Origin of the sequence: Halobacillus sp. A5 (assembly GCF_024189315.1) — a bacterium.
Taxonomy (GTDB): domain Bacteria; phylum Bacillota; class Bacilli; order Bacillales; family Halobacillaceae; genus Halobacillus_A.
Genome location: NZ_JAIZEO010000003.1, coordinates 596,698 through 613,523 on the forward strand (window position 1 = coordinate 596,698; position 16,826 = coordinate 613,523).

19 protein-coding genes are annotated in these 16,826 nt (G+C 39.4%); 15 read left to right on the top strand and 4 right to left on the bottom strand.

What is annotated here, in order from left to right; genetic code table 11:
• The first annotated feature begins 90 nt into the window (after nt 1–90).
• The 11 genes from LF822_RS14730 to hpaB all read left to right on the top strand — a co-directional run bounded on the left by LF822_RS14730 (nt 91) and on the right by hpaB (nt 13,202).
• On the top strand, nt 91–1,452 hold the full coding sequence (locus tag LF822_RS14730; protein ID WP_253924820.1) for an aspartate aminotransferase family protein: 1,362 nt from the start codon (nt 91–93) through the stop codon (nt 1,450–1,452).
• Nucleotides 1,452–2,984, top strand: coding sequence for a pyridoxal phosphate-dependent decarboxylase family protein (locus tag LF822_RS14735; RefSeq protein WP_253924821.1), 1,533 nt, complete (start codon nt 1,452–1,454; stop codon nt 2,982–2,984). Before LF822_RS14730 ends, LF822_RS14735 begins: the two co-directional genes overlap by 1 nt.
• A complete protein-coding gene (locus LF822_RS14740; RefSeq protein WP_253924822.1) occupies nt 2,981–4,735 on the top strand; it encodes an IucA/IucC family protein in 1,755 nt (584 codons plus the stop codon). The genes LF822_RS14735 and LF822_RS14740 overlap by 4 nt, the downstream gene beginning before the upstream one ends.
• Nucleotides 4,736–4,751: 16 nt before the next feature.
• Nucleotides 4,752–5,297, top strand: coding sequence for a GNAT family N-acetyltransferase (locus LF822_RS14745; RefSeq protein WP_371925928.1), 546 nt, complete (start codon nt 4,752–4,754; stop codon nt 5,295–5,297).
• Nucleotides 5,278–6,609, top strand: coding sequence for a lysine N(6)-hydroxylase/L-ornithine N(5)-oxygenase family protein (locus tag LF822_RS14750; protein ID WP_253924823.1), 1,332 nt, complete (start codon nt 5,278–5,280; stop codon nt 6,607–6,609). Before LF822_RS14745 ends, LF822_RS14750 begins: the two co-directional genes overlap by 20 nt.
• The gene (locus tag LF822_RS14755; protein WP_253924824.1) at nt 6,596–8,392 is read left to right on the top strand and encodes an IucA/IucC family protein; all 1,797 of its coding nucleotides are present in this window, start codon (nt 6,596–6,598) and stop codon (nt 8,390–8,392) included. Before LF822_RS14750 ends, LF822_RS14755 begins: the two co-directional genes overlap by 14 nt.
• 59 nt (nt 8,393–8,451) lie before the next feature.
• Nucleotides 8,452–9,024 carry a histidine phosphatase family protein gene (locus LF822_RS14760; RefSeq protein WP_253924825.1) on the top strand — a complete coding sequence of 191 codons (573 nt, stop codon included), beginning with the start codon at nt 8,452–8,454 and terminating at the stop codon, nt 9,022–9,024.
• A gap of 114 nt (nt 9,025–9,138) precedes the next feature.
• Nucleotides 9,139–9,384 carry an aldo/keto reductase gene (locus LF822_RS14765; RefSeq protein ID WP_253924826.1) on the top strand — a complete coding sequence of 82 codons (246 nt, stop codon included), beginning with the start codon at nt 9,139–9,141 and terminating at the stop codon, nt 9,382–9,384.
• A 222-nt stretch (nt 9,385–9,606) separates the two neighbouring features.
• Nucleotides 9,607–9,732 (top strand): hypothetical protein, encoded by a 126-nt coding sequence (locus tag LF822_RS22860; protein WP_256522090.1) that lies wholly within the window; start codon nt 9,607–9,609, stop codon nt 9,730–9,732.
• Between the two features lie 462 nt (nt 9,733–10,194).
• Nucleotides 10,195–11,487, top strand: coding sequence for an isocitrate lyase (aceA, locus tag LF822_RS14770; RefSeq protein ID WP_253924827.1), 1,293 nt, complete (start codon nt 10,195–10,197; stop codon nt 11,485–11,487).
• A 272-nt stretch (nt 11,488–11,759) separates the two neighbouring features.
• Nucleotides 11,760–13,202, top strand: a complete 1,443-nt coding sequence (gene hpaB / locus LF822_RS14775; RefSeq protein WP_253924828.1) for a 4-hydroxyphenylacetate 3-monooxygenase, oxygenase component — start codon at nt 11,760–11,762, stop codon at nt 13,200–13,202.
• 8 nt (nt 13,203–13,210) lie between these two features.
• Here hpaB and LF822_RS14780 read toward each other — a convergent pair whose 3' ends face one another.
• Both LF822_RS14780 and LF822_RS14785 read right to left on the bottom strand, forming a co-directional pair.
• Nucleotides 13,211–13,348: a hypothetical protein gene (locus tag LF822_RS14780; RefSeq protein WP_253924829.1), complete on the bottom strand. Its 138-nt coding sequence runs from the start codon at nt 13,346–13,348 to the stop codon at nt 13,211–13,213.
• 57 nt (nt 13,349–13,405) lie between these two features.
• Nucleotides 13,406–13,669 (bottom strand): DUF3949 domain-containing protein, encoded by a 264-nt coding sequence (locus LF822_RS14785; RefSeq protein WP_253924830.1) that lies wholly within the window; start codon nt 13,667–13,669, stop codon nt 13,406–13,408.
• Nucleotides 13,670–13,810: 141 nt separating this feature from the next.
• Between LF822_RS14785 and LF822_RS14790 the strand changes: the two genes are divergently transcribed.
• On the top strand, nt 13,811–14,029 hold the full coding sequence (locus tag LF822_RS14790) for a YozQ family protein (RefSeq protein WP_253924831.1): 219 nt from the start codon (nt 13,811–13,813) through the stop codon (nt 14,027–14,029).
• Nucleotides 14,030–14,168: 139 nt separating this feature from the next.
• Here the strand turns inward: LF822_RS14790 and LF822_RS14795 are convergent, their stop codons facing one another.
• Nucleotides 14,169–14,561 (bottom strand): hypothetical protein, encoded by a 393-nt coding sequence (locus LF822_RS14795; protein ID WP_253924832.1) that lies wholly within the window; start codon nt 14,559–14,561, stop codon nt 14,169–14,171.
• A gap of 194 nt (nt 14,562–14,755) precedes the next feature.
• Between LF822_RS14795 and LF822_RS14800 the strand changes: the two genes are divergently transcribed.
• From LF822_RS14800 to LF822_RS14810, 3 genes are all read left to right on the top strand, one after another.
• Nucleotides 14,756–14,908, top strand: a complete 153-nt coding sequence (locus LF822_RS14800) for a small acid-soluble spore protein P (protein WP_253924833.1) — start codon at nt 14,756–14,758, stop codon at nt 14,906–14,908.
• Nucleotides 14,909–15,046: 138 nt separating this feature from the next.
• Nucleotides 15,047–15,652, top strand: a complete 606-nt coding sequence (locus LF822_RS14805) for a serine/threonine protein kinase (protein WP_253924834.1) — start codon at nt 15,047–15,049, stop codon at nt 15,650–15,652.
• A 65-nt stretch (nt 15,653–15,717) separates the two neighbouring features.
• Entirely contained in the window at nt 15,718–15,957 is a 240-nt protein-coding gene (locus LF822_RS14810) for a hypothetical protein (protein WP_253924835.1), read from the top strand.
• A gap of 76 nt (nt 15,958–16,033) precedes the next feature.
• Here LF822_RS14810 and LF822_RS14815 read toward each other — a convergent pair whose 3' ends face one another.
• Nucleotides 16,034–16,792, bottom strand: coding sequence for a TrmB family transcriptional regulator (locus LF822_RS14815; RefSeq protein ID WP_253924836.1), 759 nt, complete (start codon nt 16,790–16,792; stop codon nt 16,034–16,036).
• Nucleotides 16,793–16,826 lie beyond the last annotated feature (34 nt).

Here is a 16,826-nt window from a genome sequence, read left to right on the forward strand (position 1 = left end):
CAAGTATCATTGACAATGAAAATCATTATCAATTAAGCTAGAGTTGCAAATCAATTGATAATCATTTTCATTTAGAAAGGGAGATTTCAAGTGACACTAAATATATCTGCAGCAAACGAAACATTATTACAATCCCAATCTTTCCGGGAATCAAATGCAAGATCATATCCTCGCAGAATTCCGATTGCGATTGAGAAAGCAAATGGAATATATGTTACTGATATGGACGGAAAAACTTATTATGACTGCCTTGCCGGTGCGGGTACACTCGCTCTCGGCCATAATCATCCTATTATCGTGAAAGCGATGCAGGAAGTATTAAACAGCCAGCTTCCATTACACACTTTAGACCTTACTACTCAAGTAAAAGAAGATTTTGTCGATGAGCTGTTTTCTAATCTTCCCCAAAAGTTAGCCGCCAGGGCGAAAATTCAGTTTTGCGGACCTACTGGAGGAGATGCGATAGAAGCAGCACTGAAATTAGTGAAAACAGCAACAGGAAGAAGAGGAATTCTCACCTTCCACGGGGGATATCACGGGTCAACCCATGCAACGATGGCAATCAGCGGAACTCTCGGTCCAAAGGAGAAGGTGAATAATTTAATGCCGGATACTTATTTTATGCCTTATCCTTACGAATACCGCTGCCCTTTTGGCTTCGGAGGTGAACAGTCCCATCAAATAAGCAGTCAATATATTGAGAATATGTTAGATGATCCAGAGAGCGGTATTCTGCCGCCGGCAGCTATGATTTTAGAAGTAGTACAGGGAGAAGGCGGATCTATTCCTGCGGATATTAAATGGTTAAAAGAAATGAGAAGAATTACGGAAGAGAGAGGTATACCTTTGATTATTGATGAAATACAAACCGGCATCGGACGTACGGGCAAGTTCTTCGCCTTTGAACATGCAGACATCGTTCCTGATGTTATTGTTTCCTCTAAAGCTATAGGAGGGAGCCTGCCTCTTTCTGTAGTCATTTATGATCAATCATTGGATCAATGGCAGCCAGGAGCCCATATCGGAACATTTAGAGGGAACCAAATGGCTATGGCAGCTGGAAATGCAACGATGAAATATATAAAGGAGCAACGGCTGATTGAGCATGCCGATGCAATAGGGAACCGGTTAATGGAAGCTTTGACACAAGTCCAAGCTTATACTCCTGAGGTAGGTGAAGTTCGAGGCAGAGGATTAATGATCGGGGTGGAAATGGTTAAGAGCCAGTATTCACCGGATAAGAATGGGAGTCGTCCGGCTAATCCAGAGCTAGCAAGCTCTATACAGGCTGAGTGCCTTAAGCGGGGACTAATCGTAGAGGTAGGAGGAAGACATGGATGCGTAATTAGAATTCTGCCACCTCTAATTATTTCTGAAGAACAGGCTGACGAAGTAGCTGAAATATTAAGAGAATCCATTCTACATGCGGTAGAAGGGGAAGGAGCCGAATAATGCACGTCAAATCCAAAACCTTACAAGAAGATAACGACCAATCTTTTGAAGATTTGTTTTTTCATAGTGGTCAGTCAGGGATTAAAGCATTCGAAGAAATGATGGAAGCTGTAACTAACCAGCTAATTGACTTTCAAATGGAACAAACCAAACCATATAACGGAAAATCCCCAGCAGAAGTGAAGCAGGAAGTAGAGGCTCTAAAGCAGGCAAGCTGCAAGGGGGACCATCTGCCTCACTTTCTTAAAGAACTTGATCAATCAGTTATGAATCACAGTATACATGTCAATCACAGACAAGCGGTAGGACATTTACATTGTCCTCCGTTACTGCCTGGGGTTGCAGCAGAATTAATTCTCTCTGTGTTTAATCAATCAATGGATTCATGGGATCAAAGTCCAGCTGCCGGCTTTGTAGAAGAAAAGATGATTCATTGGCTTATTGATCAATTTCAGTTAGGAGAACAATCTGATGGTGTCTTCTCAAGCGGTGGGACTCAGTCAAATTATATGGGGCTGCTACTGGCGAGAGACTATTATTGTGAACGAGAATTTGGACACGATGTACAGAAAGAAGGACTTCCTTCACACTCATCCCGCCTGAAGATTCTATGTTCCAAAGAGGCCCATTTCACTGTGAAAAAGTCTGCCGCTCAGCTGGGTCTTGGTGAAGAAGCGGTAGTGCTTATAGAAACAGACGAAGATCACCGGATGTGCTTTACTGATTTGAAGACTAAAGTCAAACATCTTAAAAATAACGGGGACTTACCTTTCGCTTTAGTAGGTACATGTGGGACGACAGATTTTGGAAGCATCGACCCATTGAAGGAACTAGCTGATTTTTCAAAAGAAAACAATCTTTGGTTTCATGTAGATGCAGCATATGGGGGAGCTCTTATTTTAAGTCACTCTCATAGGGAAAAGCTCAAAGGAATTCAGGAAGCAAATTCAATTACTGTAGATTTTCATAAATTATTTTATCAGCCTATCAGCTGTGGAGCCTTTCTTATTAACGATCAATCCTGTTTTAAATATCTTAATCATCATGCGGATTATTTAAATCCTAAAGAAGACGAAGAAGAGGGAATCCCTCATTTAGTCAATAAAACTGTTGCGACTTCGAGAAGGTTTGACGCTCTTAAACTGTGGACCTCCTTGAGAGTAGTGGGAATAGAGAGATTTCAAAAGATGATTGACCATACTTTTGTTATTGCCCAGCAGGCGGCTGATGAGATTGAAGCAGTAAAAGAACTAGAGGGAGTGAACCGGAATCCTGAACTTAATACCGTGCTCTTCCGTTTTACGGCAGAAGAAATCTCTAAATCTGAGCTTAATCAGATGAATCGGGTCATTCAGCAGAAATTGTTATACGAGGGTGCAGCATTTGCAGCGAAAACAAAAGTAAATAACGATGTATACCTTAAGCTGACACTGCTTAACCCCAGAACCAGCTTGTCAGACATAAAAGCAATTTTTAAAAGAATAATAGAGTTAGGAATCCAGGAAGTAGATAAGAGGAGGGTCTTAATATGAAGAACTTAAAGAACTTAGCAGAGGAAGCTTCAATGCAAGCCTTCCTCAATTGTTATTTAAGAGAAACGGGAAATGTCAGGTTTGCAGATGAAGGAGAAAATATAAGAACCGTTGAATCATATTTATCGAACCTGAAGGAAATCATTATTGCTCCTGTTGAATACTGGTCTGAAACCGGAAGACATAAATTCAAATTTCCCATTTACTTAAGAAAAATGGGTTCACTTATAAAGCTGGATTATATCACACTTGTTTCCACCATAATAAAGGAGCTGGCCATTGAAAATAACCGTAATGATGCCGAAGATGAACTAATGCTCCGTGTCATTTTAAGCTGTCAAAAAATAAATGACATAATTGAGAACAGGCAGTCTGATCAGGAAGAATTAATGGATCCCACCTTTCATTACATTGATGCAGAGCAGTCATTATTGCTTGGACACCTCATGCATCCAACTCCCAAAAGCCGGCAAGGGTTGTCTGAAAAGGAAGATGAATTGTATTCGCCGGAACTTAAAGGGGAGTTCCAGCTTCATTATTTTAAAGCAAAAAATGATGTCGTGATTCAAGATTCGTCTCTTGATCAATCAGCCTCACAAGAGGTGGTCGACCAATTATCGAACGATCCTGAGGTTAACGACAACTGGCTTAAGGAAACGATCGAAGCAGACTATTCATTACTTCCTGTTCATCCTCTGCAAGCGAAGGACATGCTTAAGAATCAAGAAGTGAAAGATTTGATTACTCAAGGCAAGTTGGTATATCTAGGACCGGCGGGTTCAAGATTTAAAGCGACATCTTCGTTTAGGACGGTTTATAATGAACGGGCTGACTATATGTTTAAATTCTCACTGCCTATAAAAATAACAAACTCACTGAGAGGAAATCTTCAAAAAGAACTAGACCGGGGAGTGGAGGTCTCAAGATTAATAAACACGGAGTTCGGGATTGAATTGAGGAATAAGTTTCCGAAGTTTCGCGTATTAAAGGATCCAGCATATTTAAAGCTTAAAGTGAACCATTCTTCTACTGCCTACGATGCAGTTTTGAGACAAAATCCTTTTAAAGAAGGTCACACAGAAGGAGTTTCGCTAATTGCGGGACTTTGCCAGGAAGAAATAGATTCAGGACAGTCAAGGCTGTTCTCCATCGTGACGAGTCTTGCCCGCCGAGAAGGAAGGTCAAAAGAGGAAGTGAGTAAGGATTGGTTTAAGCAATATTTATCCCTTTCGTTAGACCCGTTGCTTTGGTTATTCGAAACTTATGGTTTAGCACTGGAAGCACATCAGCAGAACTCCTTAGTCCGACTGTCAGGCGGCTACCCGGAAGAATTCTATTACCGAGATAACCAGGGCTATTATTTTAGTGAATCGAAAGCAGAGAAACTAAAAAAATACCTGCCTGCGTTAAATCAATCGAGTGATACCATTTGCGCAGATAATATAGCAGTCGAACGAATCCGTTACTACTTTTTCTTTAACCATTTATTTGGGTTAGTCAACAGCTTTGGGAGCAATGAACTGGTCAATGAAAGGGAACTTCTTGATATATTGAGGGAGAGGTTACAAGAGTATGAGCAGGATTCTCCATTAATTAGAAGTTTACTAAATGAATCCAGCCTTCCATGTAAGGCGAATCTATTGACGAGGTTCCATGATATGGATGAATTACAGGGATCACTGGCACACCAGTCTGTTTATACATCTGTTGACAACCCTCTTGCCAGTAAGGTCGGTTCTTATGAAACATAGTGTATTGGATAAAGAAATAGATAAGGAAATTTCATTTAGACCTTTTGCTATGGAAGAAGATTTCTCAAGGATTCATCGGTGGATGCACGAGCCCCACGTGATTCCTTTCTGGCAGTTGAACCATTCAGAAGAAGTGTTAAAGAAGCATATGCATAAAGCTCGAGAAGATACTCATCAATCATTATATATAGGCTCTATAGATGGAATTCCGATGAGTTATTGGGAGGCATACTGGGTGAGGGGTGACGTAGTAGAGAATTGCTATGAACCTGCTCCTTTTGATCAGGGAATACACCTGTTAATTGGGGAGTCATCCTATCTGGGTAAAGGACTCGCTCTGCCGCTTCTCCGGGAGATGGTTGCTTTTCAGTTTAAGTGTGCGCACACGAACAAAGTCATTGCAGAGCCGGATCACCGCAATGAGAAGATGATCCATGTCTTTGAGAAATGTGGATTCTATAAGGTGAAAGAAATTATATTGCCAGATAAAAAAGCCATGCTGATGTTTTGTGAAAGAGAAGAATTTGAAAAGAGGTGGAATCATGATGACCCACGTGCATGATGTAATAGGAGTTGGACTGGGACCATTTAATTTAGGTCTGGCTGCTATGAGTGAAGAATCAGGGCAGGTCGATGGATTGTTTTTCGAACAGGAACCTGATTTTAACTGGCATCCAGGGATGATGATTGAGGGAACTACACTTCAGGTGCCTTTCTTCGCAGACCTGATCTCTTTAGCTGATGTAAGAAGTGAGTTTAGTTTTTTGAATTATTTACAGGAACACGGCCGCATGTACCATTTTTATTTTTTAGAAAAATTCCATATTTCAAGAAAAGAATACAATGATTATTGTCAATGGGCTGCTCGCAGGCTGTCAAATTGTAATTTTGGCAGTAAAGTGGTTGAAGTGCACTTGAATGAATGGAACGGAGAGCAAATCTATCAAGTTGTTGTTCAAAACTTAGCAAGAGGTAATGAAAAAAGCTATTACACCAGGAATCTTGCCATAGGGATAGGTTCTGTCCCTTTCGTACCCGAGCATTTAAAATCACAGCTTGGTGAATCCGTTTTTCACTCTTCTGAATATGTATACAAAAAAGAAACTGTTAACCAAGCTGAAGCTATTACAGTTGTCGGCTCTGGGCAAAGTTCAGCAGAAATTTTTCTTGATGTAATCAAAGAAAAAGGAACAGAAGCCGATATCCATTGGTATACACGATCAAACGGATTCTTTCCAATGGAGTATTCAAAGCTTGGGCTTGAACATTTTTCGCCGGACTACACTCGGTTCTTTTATCAGCTGTCACAATCCAAAAAAGATGAGCTCCTAAATAGCCAGGATTTACTTTATAAAGGCATCAGTGCTGAAACTATCTCAGAAATCTATGATTCTTTATATGAAGGAACGGTCGGGGATAAACAAATGAACACCAGACTTCAGGCTATGTCGGAGATTGAACATATTGAATGCCAGGATACGGTATGGAAAATCGCAGGAAGACATCTTATTAACGGAGACAACTTCCAACGACACAGTGATGCAGTTATTTTAGGTACAGGCTATAAGCCGGCTGTACCAGATTTTCTTTCACCTATCAGCTGTCATTTTCATTGGGATCAGCATGGTAGATACGAGGTGGAAGAGAATTATGTAATAAGAAGTGGGTTGGAGGCGAATATCTACATTCAAAACGGTGAAATGCACACTCATGGAGTAGGAGCACCCGATCTAGGCCTGGGAGCCTATCGAAATAGTGTAATTATTAACAGCATCGCAGGAAGAGAGGTCTTTCCTATCCAGGAAGACTATGTATTTCAAACCTTTGGTATTCAAAAAGCTAATAGAAGGAAGGGTACACATGTTATACGCTGAAACAATCAATTCGGTATTGGAGCAAAATGAATGGACGAAAGTAAATCAGGAATTATTGGCAAAAATGATTTCTGAATATATGTATGAAGATATGCTCCATCCTAATAAATTAAATGAAGCGGTTTGGGCAGAGTATCAGCTGACAATAACATCAGAAAAATATTATAGATACAACGCAAAATCCCATTATTTTGACAGTTATCAGGTAGATGCACGATCCATTATGATTGTTGAAGGACAGAAGGAGAGAAAAGCGGTAAGTGCCATTGAATTTTTATTAGACGTCCAGCCCTTAATTGGCATGTCTGCTGAAACGGCTGGACATTTAGTGAAAGAGTTAAATCATACGCTTCTGGCGGACGCGCACCAGCTGAAAGACAATTCCACTTCTTCGGATCGTTTAATCATGCAGGATTATGCGCAATTAGAAGGGGAGATGTCGGGACATCCCTGGATCACTTATAATAAAGGACGGATTGGCTTTGGGTATGATGATTATTTGAATTATGCACCTGAGAGGCAGAACTCTGTGAGATTATTATGGCTTGCTGTTCATAAGAAGACGGCAAGCTTCCAATCTGTAGAAGGTCTCTCTTACAATCACATTATTCAAGAAGAACTCAGCGATCAAGAAATTGAAGACTTCTGGAACCAGATTCAAGCACATGATGCTGCTGTAAAGGATTATTTTTTGATACCGATTCATGAGTGGCAGTGGAAAAATGTGATTATCCAACAGTATCCTGATGATTTGGCCCAGTCCTTAATTATTCCTTTAGGTACAGGCGAAGATCACTATCTGCCCCAGCAATCGATACGGACATTTGTAAATCAGGATCATCCATTAAAAAAGCATGTGAAAATACCGATGAGCATTTTAAATACACTGGTCTACAGAGGGTTACCTGCAGAGCGTACGCTGATTGCTCCTCAAATTACTGAATTTATTAAGGGAATATATGAAAGAGACTCTTTTTTAAAGGAGGAGTGCCGAGTTATTCTTCCAGGGGAGGTGGCAAGTATTAATGTCCCTCACAAATATTACGATCAATTGAAGAATGCACCTTATCAATACCTTGAAATGCTTGGTGTGATTTGGCGGGAAAGCATATACAGCTATCTTGAAGAAGGAGAGCAGGCAATCACTCTGGCAGCTCTCCTTCATATCGATAAGAAGGGAAAGCCTTATATACAAAGCTTAATAGAAAATTCAACCTTAGCAGAAGAAGAGTGGATGGAGAAATTTTTCAAGATTGTAATGGATCCACTGTTACATTTTCTTTATCAGTATGGCACTGTGTTTTCCCCGCATGGTCAAAATACAATCCTCATATTAAAGGACTCTCAGCCGCATCGTCTAGCTGTCAAAGATTTCGTTGATGATGTAAATATAAGTGATCAGCCTTTTAAAGAATTAGAGGGACTGACAGATGAGATTAAAAGTGTGCTGCGAAGCGAGCCGCCTGAAGGCCTGACGCAATTTATTTTTACAGGCTTGTTTATATGTCATCTAAGATATTTAGCCCGTATTATGGATAATCATAACCTAATGGAAGAAAAACATTTTTGGAATAAACTCGCCAATGCGATTCATGCATATCAAAGTAAATTCCCTCACCTTAAAGAACGGTTTGAAACCTTTGATTTCTTTAAAGAAGAATTTACTAAGCTCTGCTTAAACCGTAACCGGATGGTGGACTACGGATATGGTGATGGCGATGACCGTCCTCATGCTTCAGAATATGGAAAGGTCAAAAACGTACTTGCGTTATGGAAAAAGTAAGCCCTTGCTCCGGCAAGGGTTTTCCTTATGGTAAAATGTAGAAAAAGAGGAGGTCCAGTATGAGAATTGGTTTTATTAGACATGGTAGTACTTCCTGGAATAAAGAAGGCAGGGCCCAGGGTCATTACGATGTTCCACTTGATGAATATGGTCGGGCAGATACATTTGCCTTAGCCCAAAAAATGGATAGTGCATCCTGGTCCTGTATTTACAGCAGTGATTTGAGCCGAGCCCGGCAAACTGCTCAAACCCTCGTTGATGAGGGGGTAATGGACAGATTAAATCTTGATAGAAGATTACGTGAGCTTGGCGGGGGTCAAATTGAAGGAACAACTGAAACTGAGCGTGTTAAGAAATGGGGAGAAAACTGGCGGGAATTGGAACTCGGGATTGAGAAAAAGGAGGAAGCTCTAGAGAGGGCGCTTGATTTTTTGACAGATGTGACCGATCAGCACGTAAATGAAAGCATTCTCGTTGTCAGTCATGGCTCTTTTTTAAAGCATTTAATTGGAGAATTGACAGGAGAAGAAATCGAGGAATCGTTAGGCAACACTTCTTTAACTATTTTGGTGCTGGAAGGAAAGAAGTGGAACATAGAAGTATTCAACGACCTGAGTCATTTACATAGTTAAATGTTTGTTTTATCCAAATCGTGGTAAGGTATTGTGTTACTAATTCCTAAGAAATTGATGAATTTATGCACAAACTCGCCAGGCTTGGAAAGTCAAATATAGCAGTTAACCCAATTGGTCTTGCACCAAGGAGAGGAATTTAAGCGTAACCTTAAAAAAGTAGACCAGATACGGGGGATCGCAAGAGAAAAAGGAGCAGAAGTTTCTCATCTTGTACTTGCCTTGTATTTGACCCGGGACTCTATTGATGCAATTATCCCAGGGACTAAACGTAAAGAGCAGGTAGTTGATAACCTGCGAACACTCAACTTGGAATTATCCGCTGATGAAGCAGAAAAGATAAATCAAATCTTTAAGTAAATCATGACTAAATCGAGCCTGCCATCAATGGTGGGTTTTTTTCTTTGTATCAAAACCTATAAAGGCTCTTCTAGAAGGATTTTCTAAATTAATAAAATAGGCTTACTAATCAAAAATTCAAAAAATTATAAAATAGGGGTTGCAATTCTAGAGTTAGCATCGTACACTGTTTTATAACAGTTAGTTAAATGTACTTCTGTTATATAAAAAGGAGGAGAAATCATGAAAACAAATCAAACGCGAAGAAATGTCGGGGTACCCTGCCCACAGTGTGGTACAGAAGTAGAAGGCGGTAATTATACGTATATGATGGAATGTAATCGTTGTCTTTCTAAGAAAGAAGAGTAATTTTTTTAGTCTCTCTGTTATATAACATCGGGTTTATTTTTGTGTTAATATATAACAACGGTGGTGGGTTATGAATGAAGAGGGTATTAGCGGGAGTTTCAATTACTGGAGAATTGTTAGAAAGAATTGAAGAGATAACAACTAAGGACGCTCTAGTCTTTCTAGAGCGTCAAAGACAATATTGAATCTTAGGAAATCAATAAAACTATATACAGATGTACAAATTACAGTAAAGAATGACTGGTGAGGATGCAAAGAAATTTATGGAACAATAAGTAAGTGATGGGCGCATTGGGACTTGAACCGTCCATGTGGGCGTAATTTGTACCATGTTAAAGTATTTCATGGAATATACCAATGCGGAAGATGTTAGGAAAAGATGAAGGTAAAGGATCAAAAGTACAGACTACGGGGAGAGATACCCTGAAATCATTAACACATACATTTAAGGAGGAATTTAATATGAAAAAAGAACGAATCGAAAGAATGCGTAAGGATTGGTCAGACAATGAGCGGTGGGAAGGAATTGTAAGGCCTTATGAACCTGAAGATGTAATTCGGCTGAAGGGTTCGATTGATATTCAGCATACGTTAGCTGAACATGGAGCAGAAAAGCTTTGGAACCTTCTACATAAGGAGGATTATGTACATGCGTTGGGGGCTTTGACCGGTAATCAGGCTATGCAGCAGGTGAAAGCTGGACTTAAAGCGATTTATTTGAGCGGCTGGCAGGTAGCAGCAGACGCCAACCTTTCCGGTCACATGTATCCAGACCAGAGCCTGTACCCCGCTAACAGCGTACCACAGGTGGTAAGAAGAATTAATCAAGCCCTTCAAAGAGCTGATCAAATTTGCCACATGGAAGGGAAAGAGGAAATTGACTGGTTTGCTCCGATTGTAGCAGACGCAGAGGCAGGTTTCGGCGGACAGTTGAATGTATTTGAACTTATGAAGGGTATGATAGAGGCGGGGGCAGCTGCAGTTCACTTTGAAGATCAGCTTTCATCCGAAAAGAAATGCGGACATCTTGGTGGTAAGGTACTCCTGCCCACTCAAACGGCAGTACGTAATCTTATTTCCGCAAGGTTCGCGGCAGATACAATGGGAGTGTCTACGATCATCATTGCCAGAACGGATGCAAATGCAGCTAATTTAATTACAAGCGACATGGATCCTGAAGATCATGAATTTATAACTGGAGAACGTACAGCAGAAGGATTTTACAAAACAACAGCGGGTATAGACCAGGCTATTGCCAGAGGGCTGGCATATGCTCCTTATGCAGATTTGATCTGGTGTGAAACCTCAGAACCCAATATTGAAGAAGCTCAGAAATTTGCAGACGCGATTCATGCAGAATTTCCTGGGAAATTGCTGGCATATAACTGTTCTCCGTCATTTAATTGGAAGAGCAAGTTAGACGATCAAACTATAGCTGAATTCCAGGAGCGGCTGGCAGCTATGGGATATAAGTTCCAGTTTGTTACTCTCGCTGGATTCCATTCTTTAAATCACGGCATGTTTGAACTTGCAAGACAATACAAAGAGCGGGGGATGGAAGCATATTCTGAACTTCAGCAAAACGAATTTGAAAGTGAACAATATGGATATTCAGCAACGAGACATCAGCGCGAGGTAGGCACAGGCTATTTTGATGAGGTGGCCCAAGTTATCACAGGGGGGACTTCTTCGACTACAGCTCTTAAAGGATCCACGGAGGCCGATCAATTTAAAAGTAATACTGTAAAATCTTAAAATTATGTCTGGTTGATATAAATGAAATGTGCTTGATTTCATTAAGTCGAATCAACAGCGGCCCCCTTTTGACTGGTCAGAGGTTAGGAAAGTTCCTCTCTGCCAAGCCAGGGGGGCTTTTTTAGAAACAAGGGATTAAAAGGTTTGCCCCTGTACTGATGATAATTAAAATTCCTCAAAAGTCATCCTCTGACTTCAATTACTCAGGCACCATTCATACGCCCAGCCATAAACTATACTATTCAAATTGTATAGAAGGCAGGGTGGGAATAATGTCGATAATAACAGGGTCTGAGTACTTAGAACGAATTAACAAATTGAACTCTGAAATATGGATTTCAGGGGAGAAAGTAAACGGTGCTGTTTCAGAACATGCCGCGTTTAAAGGTGTCATGAAAAGTCAGGCCGAGCTATATGATCTTCAACATCGTGAAGATCTAAAAGAAAAAATGACAGGTCTATACAAGGGGGAAATCATAGGTGCTTCGTATTTAATTCCTAGAACAAAAGAAGACTTAGAAAAACGAAGAGAAATGATTCAAACATGGGCAAGACACACCGGTGGACTAATGGGAAGAAGTCCTGATTACATGAACACCGCTCTGGCTGCTTTTGTCAGTTCTGCTCATTTACTGGAAAATCAAGCTAATTGTTTTCCAGATCACTTAAAGGATTTTTATGAATTTGCCGTATCTAAGGATTTATCTTTCACTCACACATTTATTAATCCCCAGACTAATCGTTCAACCCTTCACTATTTAAACGAAGATACAACAAATGCACGTGTGGTTCAAAGGATTGAAGAAGGTATAGTCATAAAAGGAGCAAAGCTGCTGGCAACTCAAGGTGGAATGACAGATGAAATTATAGTTTTTTCAGCTCCCGGTATCCAGGACCCCTCTCATGCTTTTGCTTTTTCTATTCCCAGTAACACAGAAGGCCTGAAATTTGTCTGCCGTAAATCTTTAATTCACGACTATTCTAATTATAATTCTCCTCTTAGTTCACGTTTTGAAGAAATGGATAGTATGGTGATTTTTGATAATGTTCTAGTTCCCTGGGATCGTGTGTTTTTTTACGACAACATTAAGACAGCAAATGATTTTTATAAGCTCGGAAATTTCATACCGTTTAATCTTCATCAAATAGTTTGCAGACAAGTAATAAAAACAGAATTTATTCTTGGAATTGCAAAATTAATAGTAGATACAATCAACATTAATGAATTCCAGCACGTACAAAGCAAAGTGACTGAAATTATAAAAGGGCTAGAAAGCACAAAAGCTTTGCTTTCAGCTGCAGAGACTCAAGCCGAAGTTAATGAACATGAAGTACTATTGCCAGCAAGAATGCCCTTGTATGTAGCTGTGAATCAGTTTCAAGATTATTATCCTCGATTTACAGAAATCATACAGCTCCTCGGTGCGAGCGGGATGATAAACCTGCCGGATGAGAACCAATTTAATTCCCCTATAGGTCCTAAGCTTAATCACTATATGCAAGGCTTCGAAGTGGAAGGAAAAGATAGGGTTCAGCTCTTTCAACTGGCTTTTGACTTGTGTATGAGCAGCTTTGGTTCCAGACAGACGTTATATGAACGTTTTTTCTTTGGAGACCCTGTCAGGTTGGCGCAAATGATTTACCAAACCTATGATTTAGATCAGGCTGCTTCTTTTGTTAACAACAAATTCACGAAAAAAGCTGACTTATTTTAGTCAGCTTTCTAAACTCTTTTGTTGTGTTTCTTTGCAGATTGTTCCAGCTGTGAGTCGGGCTGCTGATCAGTCGTATCTTCTGACAGCCCCTGGGTATTTACTGTTTTAGGTTTTTTACTTTTATCAGCATTACTTTTCTTACTCATTCAAGCCACCTCCTGGTGATAGTATGGAGTATAAGCTGTAAACTTTATTCAAAAGCATTACACTTCTTTCTTTATCTTTAACCATAACCATGCAATTATATTAGCAGGAATAAAGAAAGGGTGGATTTGCGAATTAGCGTGAAGGATTTCCTCCTGAACAGGCATTTGGTCAAAATATTTCTCCTGAGAAATATTTTTTTGTTCAATCTCTTCTTTTATCCCTTTTAAATATCGAATTTGTACAGGCACCATAATAATCGTTACACACACAACAATGCTGACAAGGATGATAATAAGTGTGCCAATAGTAAATCCCTCCATAGTTCGTATTATTTCTCTATACGATAAACCTGTCGCAGGGGTTTCAGAAATTCAGGGTATTATACAATATTCTATTCGAATAATCGAATATGTTTATTCGTTGGTATTTTGCAAATAAATAAAGTAGGAGGAGGTGTTGGTGTGGAAAAACAAAATAGAAAGACAATCGGTGACCGAAAGTACGAAGCATCTGACTATAAGCGCAAAGATGAAACGTCTAAGGGTTTAGCGGATACACATGAACAAGTGTCGGATACCTTCACGGAAGGCACGTATGATGTTAAGATTGATCAAGTTGATAAAGATGGCCATTTAATCAGCCACCAAGGAGAAGAGATAAAAAAGAAAGAGGAAAAATAAAAAAACAGCGGGTGTAATCGGAAGCCACTGAAAAATGGCTTATAAGACAAAAAGGTAGAAGAGCACCTATTATATTAGGCGCGTTCTACCTTTTTACTGTACTTATTTATACATTTCATCATTAGTTTTTCAATGCCCCTTAATTGGCAACGGGGGTTCTGCTTTTCTCATACTCTTGAAGGAGAAGTTCTGTATCATTTAATTGAGCAGCATATTTTGTGAAGTAATTTTTTTCATTTAAATCTAAAGATTGATTGACTTTAAACTGACAATAATTCTTTTTTAATACAAGATCATCATAAGTAGTTACGAATCCCTGCTCATAATATTCCTCCAACTTAGCTGAAGACATGTGAAATGATGAATTATTGCTGATCAAAGGGACGTACCACCCAAGCGGTTCAATATAATGAGGAGTTCCGTTAAGTGAAATGGTTTCGAACTTATTAAAAGAAATTGTGTGTGTAAGCTGAGAGTAGGCCGCATTAAAAATGTGATCGAAAGTTTCTGTAACTATTAAAGGCTGATGCATAAATCCTTCACCTCTTTACGCGTTTTTTTCATTTTAATTGATAATGATTATCAATGTCAAGGGATATAAAGAACCAGAATAATTTATCTTGCTCTTAGTTATATTTAATGATTTCTAAACAGTTGGTTTAAGGTGAATAAGAATATTTTGTCATTCGTTATCAAAAACTAAGCACTGATAAAGGAGGGAATACTGTGACAAATAGAAGAAAGGGACCTAAACAAAAAGACCAACCAGACCTGCCCCAAAGCCCACAGCAAGAGTATGGGGAAAAATTGAAGGGCTCGCATAAAGTAAAGCAGGCCAATCACAGCCGCCAGAACCAGCATTCAGATCACGACTTGTAATAATAAGCCGCTGACTACACCTTGTCAGCGGCTTTTTGCATCCTCTTCTTTAGCTGTTTTCTTTTTAAATTAAAATTAAGTTAAATCAAGGAAATTTTGATATAATGAATTAAAAGAAGCTCTTTAGAGGGGATGAACATGAAAACAAAAAGCATTGCTGAATTAGTTCAGGGTGTTCGGTTTGTTGATCATAAGGTAAAAGGTGTTCCTGCAGAGTTTACACTCATCGGCCAAGGAAGAAGCGCGGCAGTATTCAAGCTGGATGGGGTTCGGCCGGCTGCAGTTAAAGTATTCTACACAGAGTTTAGAGAATTGGCATTTAAAGAAGCATCCATTTATGCCAAATTAGCAAATCATGTTTATTATCCAGAGCTTATTGAAGCAGGAGAAGGTTATTTAGTCTTAGAGTACTTACAAGGGATTACCTTTTATGATTGCCTTGTCAGCGGGGTTTCTATTACGCCGGTTATGGTAGCGATGGTCGACGAGGCCCTTGATTATGCTAGAAAATGTGGGTTGAATCCATCAGACACCCATCTGAAAAATATTATTTTGACACCAGATCATAAAATAAAGGTTATAGACGTGGTCCGTTTCACGCAATCAGAGGAGTGTCCCCACTGGTCTGATTTAAAGAAGGCATATTACAGCTACTATCAAAAACGGTATTTTCCAAAACGCTTTACTCCTTTATTTATTGAATTTATTATACGTTTATACCGTAAACGATTACTGCCTATCTAACCTCTTCTCATGTTTTATAGTAAACGAATGTGGGAATCGTTCTATTAGGAAAGGTGGTAGATCAATTGGCACAACAACGATTAAACAATGTAGAAGTAGGAAAGAACTATTCTGCTAAAGAGTTAGACAGTTTTGTAAGTACGACGGATGTAGTACTGCTGGCTAATAATGAATCTCAGCTTTTTACAGATCCGGAACGTGAGTATAAAGTTACCGATAAATTTGAAGGGTTCTTTGAGCATTCCTCTGAAAATGGTGAGAAATATTTTCGAGAGAAAAAAGCTTACGTGGTGGAAAAAGTATAAAAGGCATATGCTTATTCACAACTAATCGAGTATAAAACCATTGTGGTTTTATACTCGATTTTATTTATAAAGCTTCTTAATATCTTAGTCTCATAAGGAGCTTCTTAATATCTTCATCTTCCATAAGGATTTGTTCGTATTTCTTGGTAATCGTCGTCAGGGCGATATCATGTTGAAAGAATTCAATGAAACATTTAACCAGAGGACGAGATTTTGTCGTGATTCCCTGCCAGTTCCCTTCTTCAACCCCTGCAAAGAGAATATCTTCTTCATCTATAACAATAAGTTGGTACTGCTCTAATGCTTCATGTCCTTCAGCCGGCTCAAGCACGTGCAGCTGATTAAGCTTGGAGTTAATTGCCCCGACTGAAAGCATCTCAACGTCAATACCGTTTGTACTTTTTGATTCTAGAAGAGGAAGGAGAGATCCTATGTCTTTACTCCATCCAGATACATAAATGGAATGCTCTGCCCGTTCTATTTTGTTGTAAAGTAAAGCATCGATACTCTTTTTGCTTTTCAGTGACCACACTTGCTCATCACCAGGAGGCAGTGAAAACTTTCTTTCCTTTAAATCCTTAATATGAGATTCAAATTCTGAGGTTAATTTCTCAATGGTAGTTTCCAAAGGAAGAGCGCAGTACAGCTTCTTCTTTTGTTGAAATGAAGTAAGAAGTAATCCCTTTTCAACTAAGCGATTTAATACTTCATATACTTTGGACTTAGGAACACCTGAGTGTTTAACAATGGTTGAGGCGTCAAGTGGAGCAGAACTGGCGGTAAGAGCCTCAAAAACTTTACTTTCATACTGTGTGAATCCAAATTTTTGTAACATAATCTCTTCCTTTCCTTATTAAAAAAAACGGTTG